The 15,134-nt window shown below is 65.6% G+C and carries 13 protein-coding genes and 1 tRNA gene; 6 read left to right on the top strand and 8 right to left on the bottom strand.

Annotated features, from left to right (window positions below; all coding sequences use genetic code 11):
* Positions 1-96: 96 nt before the first annotated feature.
* Both ATO11_RS14830 and ATO11_RS14825 read right to left on the bottom strand, forming a co-directional pair.
* Complete coding sequence (locus ATO11_RS14830) at positions 97-1,572, bottom strand: class I adenylate-forming enzyme family protein (RefSeq protein WP_050531697.1); 1,476 nt, start codon at positions 1,570-1,572, stop codon at positions 97-99.
* 112 nt (positions 1,573-1,684) lie between these two features.
* Complete coding sequence (locus ATO11_RS14825) at positions 1,685-2,878, bottom strand: tetratricopeptide repeat protein (protein ID WP_134643133.1); 1,194 nt, start codon at positions 2,876-2,878, stop codon at positions 1,685-1,687.
* A 27-nt stretch (positions 2,879-2,905) separates the two neighbouring features.
* Between ATO11_RS14825 and ATO11_RS21835 the strand changes: the two genes are divergently transcribed.
* From ATO11_RS21835 to ATO11_RS14815, 3 genes are all read left to right on the top strand, one after another.
* Positions 2,906-3,202, top strand: coding sequence for a hypothetical protein (locus tag ATO11_RS21835; protein WP_134643132.1), 297 nt, complete (start codon positions 2,906-2,908; stop codon positions 3,200-3,202).
* A 269-nt stretch (positions 3,203-3,471) separates the two neighbouring features.
* A complete protein-coding gene (locus ATO11_RS14820) occupies positions 3,472-4,713 on the top strand; it encodes a phosphatase PAP2 family protein (protein ID WP_050531695.1) in 1,242 nt (413 codons plus the stop codon).
* A complete protein-coding gene (locus ATO11_RS14815; protein ID WP_050531694.1) occupies positions 4,706-7,042 on the top strand; it encodes a S8/S53 family peptidase in 2,337 nt (778 codons plus the stop codon). Before ATO11_RS14820 ends, ATO11_RS14815 begins: the two co-directional genes overlap by 8 nt.
* Before the next feature lie 146 nt (positions 7,043-7,188).
* Here the strand turns inward: ATO11_RS14815 and ATO11_RS14810 are convergent.
* Together ATO11_RS14810 and ATO11_RS14805 are read right to left on the bottom strand one after the other, a co-directional pair.
* Positions 7,189-7,264: transfer RNA gene (locus tag ATO11_RS14810), tRNA-Gln, on the bottom strand.
* 86 nt (positions 7,265-7,350) lie between these two features.
* Positions 7,351-8,679 carry a mechanosensitive ion channel family protein gene (locus ATO11_RS14805; RefSeq protein WP_050531693.1) on the bottom strand — a complete coding sequence of 443 codons (1,329 nt, stop codon included), beginning with the start codon at positions 8,677-8,679 and terminating at the stop codon, positions 7,351-7,353.
* A 115-nt stretch (positions 8,680-8,794) separates the two neighbouring features.
* On the opposite strand from ATO11_RS14805, the gene ATO11_RS14800 reads away from it, so the two are divergent.
* From ATO11_RS14800 to ATO11_RS14790, 3 genes are read left to right on the top strand one after another with little or no spacing between them, the layout of a single operon-like run.
* Positions 8,795-9,454 (top strand): DNA-3-methyladenine glycosylase I, encoded by a 660-nt coding sequence (locus ATO11_RS14800; RefSeq protein ID WP_050531692.1) that lies wholly within the window; start codon positions 8,795-8,797, stop codon positions 9,452-9,454.
* An 11-nt stretch (positions 9,455-9,465) separates the two neighbouring features.
* Positions 9,466-9,876 carry a PaaI family thioesterase gene (locus ATO11_RS14795; protein WP_050531691.1) on the top strand — a complete coding sequence of 137 codons (411 nt, stop codon included), beginning with the start codon at positions 9,466-9,468 and terminating at the stop codon, positions 9,874-9,876.
* A gap of 8 nt (positions 9,877-9,884) precedes the next feature.
* On the top strand, positions 9,885-10,319 hold the full coding sequence (locus tag ATO11_RS14790) for a DMT family transporter (protein WP_050531690.1): 435 nt from the start codon (positions 9,885-9,887) through the stop codon (positions 10,317-10,319).
* Positions 10,320-11,013: 694 nt separating this feature from the next.
* Here ATO11_RS14790 and ATO11_RS14785 read toward each other — a convergent pair.
* From ATO11_RS14785 to ATO11_RS14770, 4 genes are all read right to left on the bottom strand, one after another.
* Positions 11,014-11,991, bottom strand: coding sequence for an Ldh family oxidoreductase (locus ATO11_RS14785; RefSeq protein WP_050531689.1), 978 nt, complete (start codon positions 11,989-11,991; stop codon positions 11,014-11,016).
* Between the two features lie 54 nt (positions 11,992-12,045).
* A complete protein-coding gene (locus ATO11_RS14780) occupies positions 12,046-13,050 on the bottom strand; it encodes a calcium-binding protein (protein ID WP_050531688.1) in 1,005 nt (334 codons plus the stop codon).
* A 75-nt stretch (positions 13,051-13,125) separates the two neighbouring features.
* The gene (locus ATO11_RS14775; protein ID WP_050531687.1) at positions 13,126-13,809 is read right to left on the bottom strand and encodes an ABC transporter ATP-binding protein; all 684 of its coding nucleotides are present in this window, start codon (positions 13,807-13,809) and stop codon (positions 13,126-13,128) included.
* The gene (locus tag ATO11_RS14770; protein WP_050531686.1) at positions 13,802-15,088 is read right to left on the bottom strand and encodes a lipoprotein-releasing ABC transporter permease subunit; all 1,287 of its coding nucleotides are present in this window, start codon (positions 15,086-15,088) and stop codon (positions 13,802-13,804) included. The genes ATO11_RS14775 and ATO11_RS14770 overlap by 8 nt, the downstream gene beginning before the upstream one ends.
* Positions 15,089-15,134 lie beyond the last annotated feature (46 nt).

The following is a 15,134-nucleotide window of genomic DNA, read 5'->3' as shown; positions in this document are numbered from 1 at the left end:
CCGGAGTTTGCGCCCCTTGGGCAAGGCCCGCGGCATCGTCCCGGCGTTAACCCGTTCTTTACACGTAACCCACGGGTTACCCTGCCCCGTCCCGCGCTATTTGTGCTCCCGGTCGCGCAATTCGGTCTTCAGCACCTTGCCATAGGCGTTGCGCGGCAGCGCCTCGACGAAGCGCCAGGCGCGCGGGCGCTTGTAGCGGGCAAGATGCGCAAGGCAATGCGCCTCCAGCACCGCCGCATCGGCGCTGCCCACGACATAGGCCACGACCTCCTCGCCATAGTCATCATGCGGCCTTGATATGACCGCCGCCTCCATCACGCCTTCGTGCCGTGCCAGCACCTCCTCGATCTCGCGCGGGTAGATGTTGTACCCGCCCGAGATGATGAGGTCCTTCGACCGGTCCACCAACGTCAGCAGCCCGTCCTCGCGCAGCCACCCCACGTCGCCCGTCCGCAACCAGCCGCCGCCGAACGTCGCCCCGGTCGCCGCCTCGTCGCGCCAGTAACCGGCGCAGACGATGTCGCCCCGCGCCGCCACCTCGCCGCGCTCTCCCTGCGGCACCGGCGTCCCGTCCGGACCCAGCACCGCGATCTCGACACCCGCCTGCGCGAAACCCGCCGATTCCAGCAGCGCCGCGTCGCCCTCGGCCATCTGCTGGCGGGTCAGCGCGGTCAGCGTCATCGGGGCCTCTCCCTGCCCGTATAGCTGCGCGAGCTTTGGCCCGTAAGCGCCCAGAAACGCACGTACATCCGCCACCGGCATCGGTGCCCCGCCATAGATCGCCGCCTTCAGCGGCGACAGGTCCACACCCGCAGCCACCAGCCGCCGCAGGATCGTCGGCGCGGCAAAGAACACCGCCCCCGGCCAGTCGCGCAACAGCCCCGCCATCTCTGCCGGATCGAACCCGCCCGAGCCCGGCACGACCTGCACCGCGCCCTGCCGCAGATGCACCAGCGCATAAAGCCCCGAGCCGTGGCTCAGGGGCGACGGATGCAGGATCGCGGCCCATGGTGGTTCGGGATCGACCGAGGCAAGATAGCCCCGGCACATCGCATCGAGGTTGCGATGCGTGATCATCGCCCCCTTGGGTCGCCCCGTCGTGCCCGAGGTGTAGAACAGCCACGCGAGGTCATCCGCCGCCACCGCGCGCGCCGCGAAATCGGTGCCCGAGGAGGCGGCCTCCTCCCACGCCTCGCCGCCCAGCGTGATGACCTCCCGGCCCGATGCCCCGGCCTGCGCGGCAAGGTCCGGCCCCGCGCAGACAAGCGACACATCGGCATGGGTCAGGATCCACGAGGTCTCGGCCTCCGCCAGCCGGGCATTGACCGGCACCGCCGCCGCCCCGCAGGACCAGATCGCCAGAAGCGCCTCGAAATACCGGGGCGCGTTGCGCGACAGGAGGGCGACGCGGTCTCCCGCCCCGATCCCGCGCGCGTCCATGGCGGCCGCAAGACCCGCGACGCGACGCGCAAGGGTGGCGTAATCGGCAAAGACCCGCGCGCCCTCGGCCACCGCCGGGCGGTCGGGCGCCTCCCGCGCCCATCGCGCCAGATCATCCAGTGCCGTCCGCATGCCTGCCTCGCCTTCCCCGCCCGTGCAGATTGCCCGGTCACACGCCGATTGCCCAGCCCGAAAGCCGGGCCGCGTCACGTGTTGATATGAAGGTGAGCCGGACGGCTGGGTTTCAGGCCAGTTCCGCGATCTTGCTCAGATCGAACTGGTCGTTCTGATGCAGAAGCGCCGCCGGGTATTCGCGGTCCTTCACCAGCCGATCGACCGTGAAGCCGGGTTCGATGGCCTTCAATTGCTCGACCATCCTGAGCGCGTCTTCCTGCCGCCCCGCGCGGGCATGCAACGCGATGAGATATCGCAGAGGCGGCCGGAAATCCGGGTTCTGCAACCGACAGGACTCGGCGAAGTATTCTGCTTCGGAAAACTTGCCCGTGCTCAACGCCGCCGCGAAAACCTGGCTGTCCCACCAGAAGCGATGCGGCGAGGTCGATGCAAGCTGGTTGGCCTTCAGCGTGTATTTCAAGGCCTCCTTGCTGTTGCCGGCATGCATGTTGGCAGAGCTGAGCGCGAACCACGCCATGGGGTTCTGCGGGTTCAGTTGCACGCTGCGCTTGGCAAGGAACATGCTGCGATCATACGAGCGCAGGGTGAGGCAGAAGGTATTGGCCACCGTTGCCAGAACCATCGAATTGTTCGGCTCGATCTCCAGCGCCCTGGCGCAGAGCGACTCTGCCTCGTCCTTCAGGGCCTGTTCGTCGTATCCGTGACGTTCGATCTTCATGATCGTCTTGGCCTGCGCGCGCCATGCAAGGTAGAGGCCGCGGGCTTTGATCTGGAACGCGCGTTCGAACATCTTGTCGGCCGACAAAACCGCATCGGACTGGATCGCGAACATGCTGCGGATGGCGCGCCGGCAGATCGAATCCGGGCAATCGGTTTCCGGGTCCCTGCCCAACAGCAATTCATCGCCAAGCGCATCCACCAGCCGGTTGGACAGCAAGGCGATGTCCGGGTGATCGGACGGTGGCGCGCCCTGCATTTCGACGGTCGTCCGGTCTGCCCAGATGTGAAGCCCGCGCGAGGGGCGGGACAGCGCCATCCGGACGCCCACCGACGAGGCGGAGAAACGGCATGTCTCTATTTCCACGTGCCACAGGTTTTCGTGAATAACGGGCTGGTCGCCGGTTATGACCTCGACCGAAAACGCCTCGCGCAAATGCCGCGCGACGTTGTCCGTCATCAGGCTGCCAAGCCATTCAAGCTGGCCGAACCCGCCTTCGCCCGACACCTTGTTGGTAATCGCGATGGCTTTCGGGGATTGTGCGGGCGGTGCGAATTGCGTTTCCAGTCGGGCAGTCGCGGGCAACAAACCCTTTCGGCTGCTCCGCGACAAATGAAGCCATTCTTCGAACGCCTCGTCGCGAATGTGCATCCCTTCGAGAAAATCGTCTTCGTCGTTCGAGACGAGTTCGACGAAATCGAGGTTCAGTGCGATACTTTTGCGAGAGACGTCAAGGAGTTGCGGGAAATCCAACAGCGATTTTCGGACCTGTACCAGGCACTGGCGAAGACTGCCCGACGCCTGTTGCGGCGAGCGGTCACTCCACAGCCGCGTCTGAAGCCAGTTTCTGCTGCGCGATCCGTTCTGGGACGTTGCAAGCATGGCAAGGAGAGCCTGCGCCTTGGATGAGTTAGGCGTGACGTCAATTCCGTTCTCGAATTCCACCCGAAACGGTCCGGTCAAATACACCCGGACCATGGGCACCCCTTCACCTTGCATTACTCCAACCCCATGCAAGCGACCCCAATAGGGTACAATCTTTGTCGTATCTTTCAACTTATTTGACCGAAAGCGTCAAAGAACCGCGAAAACGACACCCGCTTCCCTTGGGCCCCGTTGAGTGCTCAACACTTTAAAGGAATATTAATTTTGGGAAAAAACAGAACGGGAGAAGGGGTATGCCCAGATACGGAAGCGTTGGTGGTTCGGTTGGCGGATCGGTTGGCGGCAGCGTCGGTGGCAGCGTTGGCGGATCGGTCGGTGGATCGGTAGGCGGAAGCGTCGGCGGCTCGGTCGGAGGCTCGGTCGGCGGCGCATTCGCGGTCGGTCATGCCGATAGCGAGGCCTCGCCGCTGGTCAGTTCGGCATTGCTCACCGCCCGCGACGGAGTGACGGGGTACTGGGACGGGTCGGTCAACCAGAACCTCGCCGACAACCTCGACGTGCTGAAACTGCCGGGAGACGCGGGTTACCTCGATGCCCTCCGGAAGCCCTATGGCGGATATGTCCTTGAAACCCTTATGTGTTCGCGGTTCGGCTTCACGCAGATCCTTGAAGAAAAGGATGCAGCTGACGGCACCAAGATCAAGGAAAGCCTTGGCGTGACGATGACCTTCGACGGCCATCCGTTGACCAGCCTCACGCGTCCGACGCAGGAGCACTTCGCCAAGCAGATGTCGTGGCTGCGCGCCTATGCCGATCTGCGCGACGACCGGCTGGCGGAAATCCACGTGCAGCTGAAAGACATGATGTCGTTCTTCGGCGCGCAGTCCTATCTGGATGACGGCCGCCGGAAGTACACGCTGATGCTTCTGAACGTGGTGCGCAACCTGTCGATCCAGCTTGAAACGCCTTTCAAGTATTACTGCCGCGCCGCGCGGCCGATCGATTATGCCGAGCAGGTTCAGCCGACCATCCAGACGCCAAATCACTCCAGCTTTCCGTCCGGCCATTCGCTGGAGACCTTCGCGGTGGCGGCGGTTCTGTACCGGCTGCAGACCGGGAACGGCGCCGCACACGGCATTTCGGGCTCCCGGAAATCCGTCGGACTTGACCCGGCTGTCTCTGCCCTGCCGTTCCGGCTGGCGCACCGGATCGCAACGAACCGGACCGTCGCCGGCGTGCATTTCCCGGTGGACTCGCTCGCCGGTGCCTATGTCGGATGCGTCATTGCCGATGCCGTCTGGGCGCTTGCCTCGGGCGACACGCTGCAACCGCGGTCCCTGCAGCTCGCAGATAATGACGGGGGCATGCAGGCCGACTTCCTGTTGCGGGATTTCGACCTGCTCGAGGGCGTCTCTGACGCCGACAAACCCATCAAGGACACCGCAATTCTCCCCGAACTGGCGCTGATCTGGAACCGTGCCGCGCAGGAATGGCCGGGTGACCCAGCGGCGATCGCTGGAGAGACAGATGAGTGACGCATGGCACAAGGCAGGCACGCTGGGGGACAAGATTGGCCCCTACGCGCATTGGTGGGAAGACAAGGAGAAGCCTTTCCTTCCCGATGACATCAAGGGACTGAACGAATTCAACATATCCATGGGCCGCCCAAGGAGTACGCTCAAGTTTCTGGGCGAAATGCCTTCGGCCTCTCAAGGCCCGCAGGTGAGCAATTCGCTCTTCCAGTCAGGCGAGGCCGTGCCCTTGCCGGACGCCGTGGCAAACGAAAAAATCCCGCACGATGACTGGGACTTTTCCAAGATCGAACACCGGTTGCCGGGGGACATTCCTGCGGACACCGTGATTGTCGGTATCCTCGACACCGGGATCGCGCTGAGCCACATGGGCACGAATATCAGTCCGGGCAAAACGCGCATCATCTCGTCGTGGCAGCAAGGCGCCGCCATGCGGTGGGAAAGCGTCGCGAACCTCGCTGATGACACCACGGAATACCAACAAAGCGAGCCGTGGTTGCCGTGCGGGCGCGAGGTCTTTTCCGGAGAGATCAACGCGGCGCTGGAAGCGTTTGGCGATGCACAGGGCGTTGTGGACGAGGAAGCGTTCAACCGCGCGCTGAGGATCAGCTCTCCCGACCTGATCATGGGCAACCGCGACCTAGAAATGGCGACGGCGCACGGCACCCATACATTGAGCCTTGCCGCCGGTATGGATCACGAGAACACCACGCGGGAAGAACGGGAACGCCAGCGCATCATCGCGGTCAATCTTCCCGCGCAGTTTTCGCACGGCTCTGGCGGCAACTTCCTGCCCTATTTCGCGGTCTACGGTGTCGACCGCATCCTGTACCTGGCCGATGCCCTGTGGCTGAAGAACACACCGGACCCGGACAGCCATGCCGTACGCGGCTACCCGATCGTTATCAACTTTTCCTACGGCATGATGGCGGGCCCGAAGGACGGGTATCACACGATCGAACTCGCGCTGAAGAACCTGTTCGAGGACCGGAAAAAGCAGGCCAAGGCCGGGCAGACCATGTCGCCGGTTCGCATCATGATGCCTGTCGGCAACGACAACCTGCTGCGCGGTGCGGCGTCGACCGTGCTGGCAGCCGAGGGAACGCCCTTTGGCCTGAACAACAACCTGAAAGCCAGGGAACGCATTACCGTGCCGTGGCGCATCCAGCCGGCGGATTCGACGGCGAATTTCGTGGAAATCTGGAGCGAGGCAAAACCGTGCGCGGATTTCTATGCCATGCTGGAACGGGTCGAAGTGTTTGTAACGCCTCCCGGACGGGAAAAGCTGCGGATCACCGACCTGAGTGCAAATGCCTATTCGGACCTTGCCGACTATGCGCGCGTCTATGTGCGTCACGTCGCCATTGACCCGAACACCGGCCCCACGATCCATGTGCAAGAAGCGGGGACCAAGAACCCGAACGCACGGTTCAGGCTGGCGATCCTTGTCTGCGTCGCGCCCACAACGCTCGACCTGCCCGATGCGCCGCTGGCCCCGGCGGGCGAGTGGACGGTCGAGGTGAAATACGACGGGCCTGAAACGGTCGATTTCACCCTCTACATCCAGTCGGACCAGTCCGCGGTCGTGACCAGCAAGACGGGCAAGCGGTCATACTTCGACCACGAGAATTATCGCTCCCACATGACGGAACACCACCACGACCACCGGGAGGAAACCGGCGCCGTCGCGGACACCTATTCGTTTGACGAGGACAAGTGTCCTGAAGACAACGACAACTGGTACCAATACGGACCGGTGCAGCGGCGCGGCACGCATAACGCCATCTCGTCGCTGTCTGATCCCGAGATGATCGCGATCGGCAGTTTCGATGACTCGAGCGGCTATCCCACCTCGTATTCGGCGACCACCGACGGCAACCCGCAACTTGACTATGACTCGAAGTCCGCGCGCGAAATCACGGCGAAGTACCCCAAGAACAACGGACGGAAATTCCTGACGGTCAGCTATCCCGGCGAAAACGCCCCGTCCCTCTTCGGGCTGCTGGGTGCCGGGTCTCGCGACGGGTCGGTCATCGGGTCGAGGGGCACCAGCATGTCCACCGCGCTTGCGACGCGCGAAGCCGCGAACGCGTTCATGGAGGCCGAGCCGCAGGACTATCCGCATATCGGTTCGCAGGACTGGTTCCGCGATCTTGGCCGGGAAAGCGAATTGGAGCAGCAAGTCGACAATTGGGGACAGGACCTGAAATGGCCCCTCGCGTGCGACGAAGGTGTGCTCAAGATTGGCTCGGGCCGCTTGCCGGATCCCCGGAAGAAGCTCGTGAACCGGCTGGGCGGCACGCCGTATGCCACGGAAGACGAGCTTGAGTGAGTGATCCGAAAGGGCGGACCGCCCTTGTCGGGGAGGGTTTGCCCTGCTCCGTCAGGCGGTCGCTTGCGAGGACGGCGGATGGTGCGCTCGCCCGGCCGGCGAGCATACGTGCGGCCCGCGCTTCGATCGTCACGATGGAGGTAAGATGGCTGGGATGACAGGACTCGAACCTGTAGCCTACGGTACCAAAAACCGGTGCTCTACCAATTGAGCTACATCCCAACCGTACCGGGCGATCTACTGTGCCGGATCGGGGGGATCAAGCCCTTTGACGCCGATTTTTTGCCGCAGGCCGCGCGGCGCCGCGATCACTCGGGCGGCGCGTCCCGTTTCAAGAGGTCATTGACCTCTCCCGTCTCGCGCTCGTCGGCCACGATCGCCTCCAGCTGGTTCTCCATCGTGGCGTCGACATCGGCGACATCGACGTCGCGCACGGGCGGTGGCGCGGGTTTCGCGGCGTTCTCGCGCGCCTCTTCCGGCCCGTCTTCGAGCCCCGCCAGTCCCTTGATGCGGTAGGTCGGTTCGGGCATCTCCACGCCCTCGGCGGTGAGGGCGGCCATGACGAGGCGGATCGCTTCGCTCCGCGCGCCGACCCAGCTTGTGTTGTGCTGGTCGATCCACGCCACGCAGCGCAGCGTGACGGTCGAATCTCCCACCGTTTCCAGCCAGGTATTGGCGGCGGGCGTTTCCAGCGTGAACGGCAGGCTGGTCAGCGTTTGCAGGGCGATATCCTTGGCATGCGCAAGGTCCGCCTCGGGCCCGATGCCAAGGTCGAAGACGAACCGCCGCTCGGTATTGCGGGTGTAGTTCACGATGCGGCTTTTGAAGACGGTCGAGTTGGGGATGCGAATGTGGTTGCCGTCGAAGGACAGAAGGATCGTCGCGCGGCTGGTCAGGCGGATGACGTTGCCGATGTCGCCGTCGATCTCGATCGTGTCGTTGGGGCGGAAGGGCTGGCGGATCGACAACATGATCGAGGCGATGAAATTCTCCACCGTGTCCTTGACCGCGAAACCGATGGCGAGGCCGATGATCCCCGCCGCGCCAAGGATCGTCGACAGAAGCGCGGTGGCGTTCAGGATGTCCAGCGCCACGACCAGCCCCGCCACGCCGAACCCCAGCCGGATCAGCGTGCGGTAGATGTCGGCGATGAAGGTGTTGGGCGCCAGCCGGTCCCACGGTTGCTTGCGCGAGGCCACGAAGAAGCCCAGCAGCAGCACGACGCAGAAGGCGACGACGGCGATGCTGAGAAGGGGAATGAAGGCCACGAATTGCGACAGGCGGTGCATGAACCGCTCGACCGCCGGGTTCAGGCGTTCGACCACGTCGGTGGTCTCAGCTACCTCGTTCTCGATGGCGACGACGCCCTCGACCCGCGCGACAAGGTCGTTCAGGGACGCCGCCTTGCTGGCGTCCAGCGTCGTGCCGCGAAGGGTCACGATGCCCGAGGTCACGGTTACCGTGACGTCGCCGAACCCGTCCAGTTCGGCAAGGATATCGCGGATGCGCACCGCGATGGCGGCATCGCGGTCGGCGCTGTCCTCGACCCCGATGGTGCCGGTCGGCTGATCTTCGGACTGGGCCGCGCCCGCGATCGGCAGGGCAAGGAAGACGATCAGCAAAAGCCATCTGAACATGAGGAAATCCGGTGTTCTGAAATCTGACAGGAGCGATACTAGCGCGCCCGCGAAGGCGTTGAAAACCCTTGCCGATGGCCGCCCGCGCGCGCAACCATGTCAAGGGAGGAATACCATGCGCAGCTTTTCCGAGATCGAGGATATCGCCCGCGACCGTCACGGCGCGGCGCTGGAAGACAGGATCGGCAACGGCCCGGCCTCGCCCGCCGAACTGGCGAAGGTGCCCGAGGACCGGTGGCTCGCGCAATTCACCAAGTCGGTTTTCCAGGCGGGCTTCAACTGGAAGGTGATCGAGGCGAAGTGGGACGGGTTCGAAGAGGCCTTTCGCGGGTTCGACGTCGATGCCTGCGCCTTCATGGCCGAGGACTGGTTCGAGGACCTGACCACCGACACCCGCATCGTGCGCAACCCGATCAAGATCCGCACCGTTCAGGCCAACGCCCAGATGATCGCCGACATGCGCGAAAAGGGCGGTGCGGGCGTGGTCATCGGCGGCTGGCCGTCGGAGGATTTCGTGGGCCTTCTGGCGCATCTCAAGGCGCATGGCAGTCATCTGGGCGCGGCCAGCGGTCAATACGCGCTGCGGTTCCTGCGCCGGGACGGGTTCATCCTGTCGCGCGACGTGGTGGCCCGGCTGGTGGCCGAGGGGGTAGTGGACAAGGCGCCCACCTCGAAAAAGGCGATGGCGGCGGTGCAGGCCGCGTTCAACGCGTGGCGAGACCAGTCCGGAGCCTCGCTGGTGCGCATCAGCCGCGTGCTGGCCCTGTCGGTTTAGGGAGACGGTTGATGGATTTGCAGACTGCAAACGCCGCGTTGCGCGAGAATTTCGCCGAGTGGGTGCTGGCGCTTTATCCGCGTGTCACGGCCATCGATGCGGACGGCTCCGCGACGCTGGAGATGCCGATCACGCCCGCGCTGGCGCGGATCGGCGGGATCGTGTCGGGGCAGGCCCTGTCGGCGCTGGCCGACACCGCGATGGTCTTTGCCTGCGCGGGCAAGCTGGGCGCATTCCGGCCCGTGGCCACTACCAACCTCGACCTGCAATTCCTGCGCCCCGGTACGGGCGCGCGGATCGAGGCGCGGGCCGAGGTTGTGCGCGCGGGCCGCTCGCTCATCTTCACGCGGGCCGAACTGGTGGCCCTGCCCGCCAACAAGTCAGTCGCCACCGCGACCGCCACGTTCGCCAATCCGGGATAGGAGAGACCATGCCCCTTCAGGCCACGATCATGCTTCTTGCGGGGCTCGGGATTCCCGTGCTTGCCGCCCTGAATGCAGCCCTTGGGCGGCACATGGGTTCACCCGCCGTGGCGGCGGTGATCCTGTTCGCCGTGGCGCTGGCGGTGACGGTGGCAACCGCGCTTGTCACCGGGCCGCGCGCGGTGGTGCACGTGGCAAGCGCGCCCCGGTACCTGCTGCTGGCTGGTGCGCTGGTGGCGTTCTACGTGTTGTCGATCACCTATATCGCGCCCAGTTTCGGGGTGGGGAACGCGGTGTTCTTCGTGCTGCTGGGGCAGTTGGTGAGCGCGGCGGTGATCGACCATTACGGGTTGTTCGGCGCGCAGGTCTCTCCGTTGTCGCTGACACGTGCTGGAGGGGTCGCAGCGATGGCCTTCGGGGTCTGGCTGACGCAGCAGGCGTGAGCGTACCTCGCCGAGTACCATGGTTGCAGACGGGCCGCGGCGCGTCGATCCAGCTGTTCCGCTATTATGCTTTATGCCTGCCACGTTCGCACACCGCCCCAGCGATGCACCAAGACCAGACAATTCGACGTGCCGTGGGGGCGGCCCGTCGAAGCGCGGCGGGCTGAAGCCCTTGATTCCGCGCAAGGTCTCTCGCCCAACCGGTGCAGACGGGCCGCGGCGCGTCGATCCAGCTGTTCCGCTATTATGCTTTATGCCTGCCACGTTCGCACACCGGGTCAGCGATGCACCAAGACCAAACAAATCGACGTGCCGTGGGGGCGGCCCGTCGAAGCGCGGCGGGCTGAAGCCCTTGATTCCGCGCCAGTTCTCTCGCGCTACCGGCGCAGACGGGTCGGAGGGTGATCCGTCCCCTCCAATCTTTTTGCACAAAAATCGGCTGCCGGGCGGTGGAAGCGCCGCGGGCTGAAGCCCTTGATTCCGAGCCCGTTCTCTCGCCCATCCCGTGCAGACGGGCCGCGGCGCGTCGAGCCAACTGTTGCGCTGTAGTGCTTGATGTCTGCCACGTCCGCACGCCGCCCCAGCAATGCGCCTGGACCAGCCAAATCGACGTGCCGGGGGGCGGCCCGTCGATGCGCGGCGCCTTCGGCTTGATTCCGCGCGGGGACTAAGACGCAAAGTCCGGCAAAACGCCCTACCCTGCGAAACCCTGCGTCTGTGCCCACAAGGCGTCCGGGACGTCCACGACCTTTGCCGCGACCTTGCCCTCGCCCGGCAGGCGTGCGCCGGGGTCGCTGGCGATCACCTCGGCCAGCGCGGCAAAGCGGTCGCCAAAGCCCGGTTGCACCGAAGGGTCGATCAGCAGGTAATACTGGCCAAGGTCATGCGGCGCGCCCTCGGGCGCTTTCAGGGGCTTTACATCGGCGCTGATCGTGCTGCCGGTCATGGCGGCGGCGAGGACCTCGACCATCAGGCCCATGCCCCAGCCCCGCGCGCCACCGGCGGACACGAGCGCACCCTGCAACGCGGCTTCGGGGTCGGTGGTCGGCTGGCCTTCGGCGTCGACGGCCCAGCCTTCGGGGATGGCTTCTCCTGCCGCCTTGGCCATGGTGATCTTGCCCAGCGCCACGGCGCTGGTGGACTGGTCGAGGTGCAGCGCCATGCCGCCCTGCCCGTCCGGCACGGAAAAAGCCATCGGGTTGGTGCCCAGAACGCGCTTGCGCCCGCCGGGAGCGGCCACGATCGGGCTGGCATTGGTCGCGCCGAACGCGATCAGCCCGCTCGCGGCGATCTGGCGGGTGAAGTGGCCCAGCGCGGTGCAGGTATGGGCGTGGCTGACGGCAAGGCTGGCGACGCCCTGTTCCTGCGCCACGCGCACCGCCTCGTCCAGTGCCGCGGCAAACGCCACCTGCGCGAAGCCGAACCGGGCATCGACGGCCACGACCCCCGGACGGGGGCGCGTCACCACCGGGTCGGCCTGTCCGTCCACCCGGCCCGAGCGGAGCTGCTGGCAATAGCTTTCAAGGTAGTAGAGGCCGCAGATGCGGTTGCCAAAACTTTCCGCCTCGGCCACCGCACGGGCGACAAGCGTTGCCGCGCGGTCAGAGGCACCATGCGCGGTCAGCGCGCGGTGCGTCGTTTCCGCGATCTCGGCAATGGCGACCTGCGGCATGGTATCCCCTCCCTTGGCAGTGGCGCTCAGGGGGACACCTATCCGCGGCCAAGGTCAAGTCGCGGAGGAAGCGTTCTCGACGAAGGTGATGCTGTCGAGCGGCACTTCGGCGGTCAGGCCCGCCAGCGTCACGCCCGTCCCGTCGGAAAACGCCACGACGACGCCGTCGGCGGTTACGGTCTGGCTGGCCACGGTCGGTGCCGTCCCGTCATAACGCACGACAAGCAGGTCGTCGGTCGCGTTGAAATCGCTGACGGTGCCGCCTGCCGCGAGGATGTCGAACACGTCCTCGCCCGAGCCGCCGGTCACGGTGTCGCCCGCGCCCACGCCCAGCGTGTCGTTGCCCGCTTGGCCTTCCAGCACGTCCGCCGCGCCATCGTCGCTCAGCGCGAGCCCGCCGCGCAGGATGTCGTCGCCCGATCCGCCCATCAGAGTGTCCGAGCCCTCGTCACCGCGCAGGTCGTCGCTGCCGGTGCCGCCGTCGAGCAGGTCGGCGCCTTCGCCGCCGAACAGCGTGTCGATCCCGTCGCCACCCGACAGTGCGTCGTCGCCGGTATTGCCGCTCAGCGCGTCGGCGCCGTCGTCGCCGAAGATCGTGTCATTGCCCGCGCCGCCCGCCAGAACGTCGTTGCCGCCAAGGCCCGACATGCTGTCATTGCCGTCGCCGCCGCCCGCGACGTCGTTGACGGCGTCGGACCCGGTAAAGACCTGGTCGATGACGATGCCGCCCGTGGTGTCATCGCCGGTGCCCGTGGTGTCGTCACCCGTGCCGGTCGTATCGTCGCCAGCGCCCGTCGTGTCGTCACCCGCGCCCATGGTATCCTCGCCCGCGCCAGCCGTGTCGTCGCCCGCGCCAGCGGTGTCATCACCGTCTTCCACCATCATTTCGAGCAGCACATCACCCAGCGTGGCGTGGAACCCTTCGGGGGCCAGCTCGTCAAGACGCTGCTGTGCAATGTCCTCGTCGATATCCTCGTTGTTCTGATCCGACGTGAACGCGGCGGCAAAGGCCGACAGGCCCAGCGCGGCGATGATCAGTTCCAGACCGAAGGCAATCATGTCGAGCCCCTTTCCCGCGGCAACGATTGGTTACCTGCGGCGATACGGGAACAGATTGACTTGAATTTGGCGAAATCAGGCCGGAACGAGGACACCCGCATCAAGCCGCACGCGCCGGTCCATGCGCGCGGCGAGGTCGAGGTTGTGGGTCGCGATCAGCGCCGACAGCCCGGTATCGCGCACCAGCGCGAGCAACCTGCCGAACACCTGGTCCGACGTGTCGGGGTCGAGGTTGCCGGTGGGCTCGTCCGCCAGAAGCAGCCGGGGCGCATTGGCCAGCGCCCGGCAGAAGGCCACGCGCTGCTGTTCGCCGCCCGACATGGCGGCAGGCCGGTGATCGGCGCGTTCACCCACTCCGACGCTCGACAACAGCTCCATCGCGCGCGCCCGCGCCGCGGATTGCGAGATGCCGTTCGCAAGTTGCGGCAGGACGATGTTTTCCAGCGCGCTGAATTCGGGCAGCAGGTGGTGGAACTGGTACACGAACCCCACGTCACGGCGGCGGATGCGGGTGCGGGCGCGGTCGCCGAGGCCCGTCGTCTCCCGCCCCGCGATGCGCACCGACCCGGCATCGGCGGTATCCAGAAGCCCCGCGATGTGCAGAAGCGTCGATTTGCCCGCGCCGGAGGGCGCGACCAGCGCCACGACCTCACCTGCCGCGACATCCAGATCTACGCCGCGCAGCACCGCGATCTCGGACGGCTGGCCGTGGTTGTAGGCCTTGGTGACGCCCGACAGGCTGAGGACCGGATCACTCATACCGCAGCGCCTCCACCGGGTTCATGCGTGCGGCGCGCCGGGCCGGGAAGATGGTGACGATGAAGGAGAGCGACAGCGACAGGGCAACGGCACTCAGCACGTCGGCCAGTTCCAGTTTGGCAGGCAGCGCATAGATGCCCCGGATCGACGGGTCCCAGACCCCGCCGCCCATCGCCCAGTTCACGAAGGAAAAGATCGGGTCGATGTAGATGGCAAAGAGGCAACCAAGGATCACGCCCGCCGCCGTGCCGATCAGGCCGGTGAAGGCGCCGCAGATGAAGAAGACGCGCAGGACCGACCCCTCGGTCAGGCCCATGGTGCGCAGGATGCCGATGTCGCGGCCCTTGTTCTTGACCAGCATGATCAGGCCCGAGACGATGTTCATCGCGGCGATCAGGACGAGGATCGACAGGATGATGAACATCACGTTGTCCTCGATCTCCAGCGCGCGCAGGAACCCGCCCGAGGCATCGCGCCATGTCCAGACGAGAGCGGATTGCCCGCCCGCGCGCAACAGGTCGAGCGTCAGGGCGTCGACCTCTTCGGGGGCTTCGACCATGACCTCGAACTCGTCGGCCACGCCTTCGCGGTTGAAATAGGCCTGCGCCTCGGCGAACGGCATGTAGACGCGGGTGCGGTCGATGTCGTAGCGGCCCGCGGTGAAGACGTAGACCACGTCATAGGCCTTGACCCGTGGCGAGACGCCGAACGCCGTGCGCGCCCCGTTGGGAGAGATCAGGCGGATGCGGTCGCCCACGGTTACGCCCAGCAGGCGGGCGACGCCCGATCCGATGGCGATGCCCTGTTCGAAATCGTCGATGCTGCCCAGCGCCTCTTCGGGATCGGCGATGCGGGGGATGGTGGCGAGGTCGGCGGCGGAGATGCCGAACACCTCGACCCCGGCATTGCCGTCGCTGCTGGTCGCCATGACCTGCCCCTTGACCAGCGGTGCGACGCGGGTGACGCCCGGCACGGCGCGCAGGTCGGCGGCGATCCGTTCATAATCGGGGATGGTGCGGGTGAGTTGCCCCGTCTCGGTCACGCGCTGCTGGTTGTAGACGGTGACATGGGCGTTCGCGCCAAGGATCGTGTCCACGAATTCCGCGCGGAAGCCCGAGCGCACCGCAAGCGTCGCGATCAGCGCGAACACGGCGAGCGTGATGCCGATCAGGCTGATCCACGTCATGACGCTGACCCCGCCCTCGGCGCGTTTGGCGCGCAGGTAGCGCCATGCGATCATCCACTCGAAAGGGGCAAAGGGCGCGGGGCTCGCGGCCATGTGTCTGCTCTGGTCCGTTATCGTTGCGGATGGTCTGCGCTTTCAG

This window comes from Pseudaestuariivita atlantica, assembly GCF_001205715.1.
Lineage (GTDB): Bacteria > Pseudomonadota > Alphaproteobacteria > Rhodobacterales > Rhodobacteraceae > Pseudaestuariivita > Pseudaestuariivita atlantica.
The sequence above is the reverse complement of the archived record's forward strand: the minus strand, read 5'-3'. Positions and strand labels throughout refer to the sequence as shown.

Bases quoted from the DNA above. Each gene is read 5' to 3' on its own strand.
- ATO11_RS14830 (WP_050531697.1), bottom strand. From the start codon at position 1,572: ATGCGGACGGCACTGGATGATCTGGCGCGATGGGCGCGGGAGGCGCCC.
- ATO11_RS21835 (WP_134643132.1), top strand. From the start codon at position 2,906: ATGAAGCCATTCTTCGAACGCCTCGTCGCGAATGTGCATCCCTTCGAG.
- ATO11_RS14820 (WP_050531695.1), top strand. From the start codon at position 3,472: ATGCCCAGATACGGAAGCGTTGGTGGTTCGGTTGGCGGATCGGTTGGC.
- ATO11_RS14815 (WP_050531694.1), top strand. From the start codon at position 4,706: ATGAGTGACGCATGGCACAAGGCAGGCACGCTGGGGGACAAGATTGGC.
- ATO11_RS14805 (WP_050531693.1), bottom strand. From the start codon at position 8,679: ATGTTCAGATGGCTTTTGCTGATCGTCTTCCTTGCCCTGCCGATCGCG.
- ATO11_RS14800 (WP_050531692.1), top strand. From the start codon at position 8,795: ATGCGCAGCTTTTCCGAGATCGAGGATATCGCCCGCGACCGTCACGGC.
- ATO11_RS14795 (WP_050531691.1), top strand. From the start codon at position 9,466: ATGGATTTGCAGACTGCAAACGCCGCGTTGCGCGAGAATTTCGCCGAG.
- ATO11_RS14790 (WP_050531690.1), top strand. From the start codon at position 9,885: ATGCCCCTTCAGGCCACGATCATGCTTCTTGCGGGGCTCGGGATTCCC.
- ATO11_RS14785 (WP_050531689.1), bottom strand. From the start codon at position 11,991: ATGCCGCAGGTCGCCATTGCCGAGATCGCGGAAACGACGCACCGCGCG.
- ATO11_RS14780 (WP_050531688.1), bottom strand. From the start codon at position 13,050: ATGATTGCCTTCGGTCTGGAACTGATCATCGCCGCGCTGGGCCTGTCG.
- ATO11_RS14775 (WP_050531687.1), bottom strand. From the start codon at position 13,809: ATGAGTGATCCGGTCCTCAGCCTGTCGGGCGTCACCAAGGCCTACAAC.
- ATO11_RS14770 (WP_050531686.1), bottom strand. From the start codon at position 15,088: ATGGCCGCGAGCCCCGCGCCCTTTGCCCCTTTCGAGTGGATGATCGCA.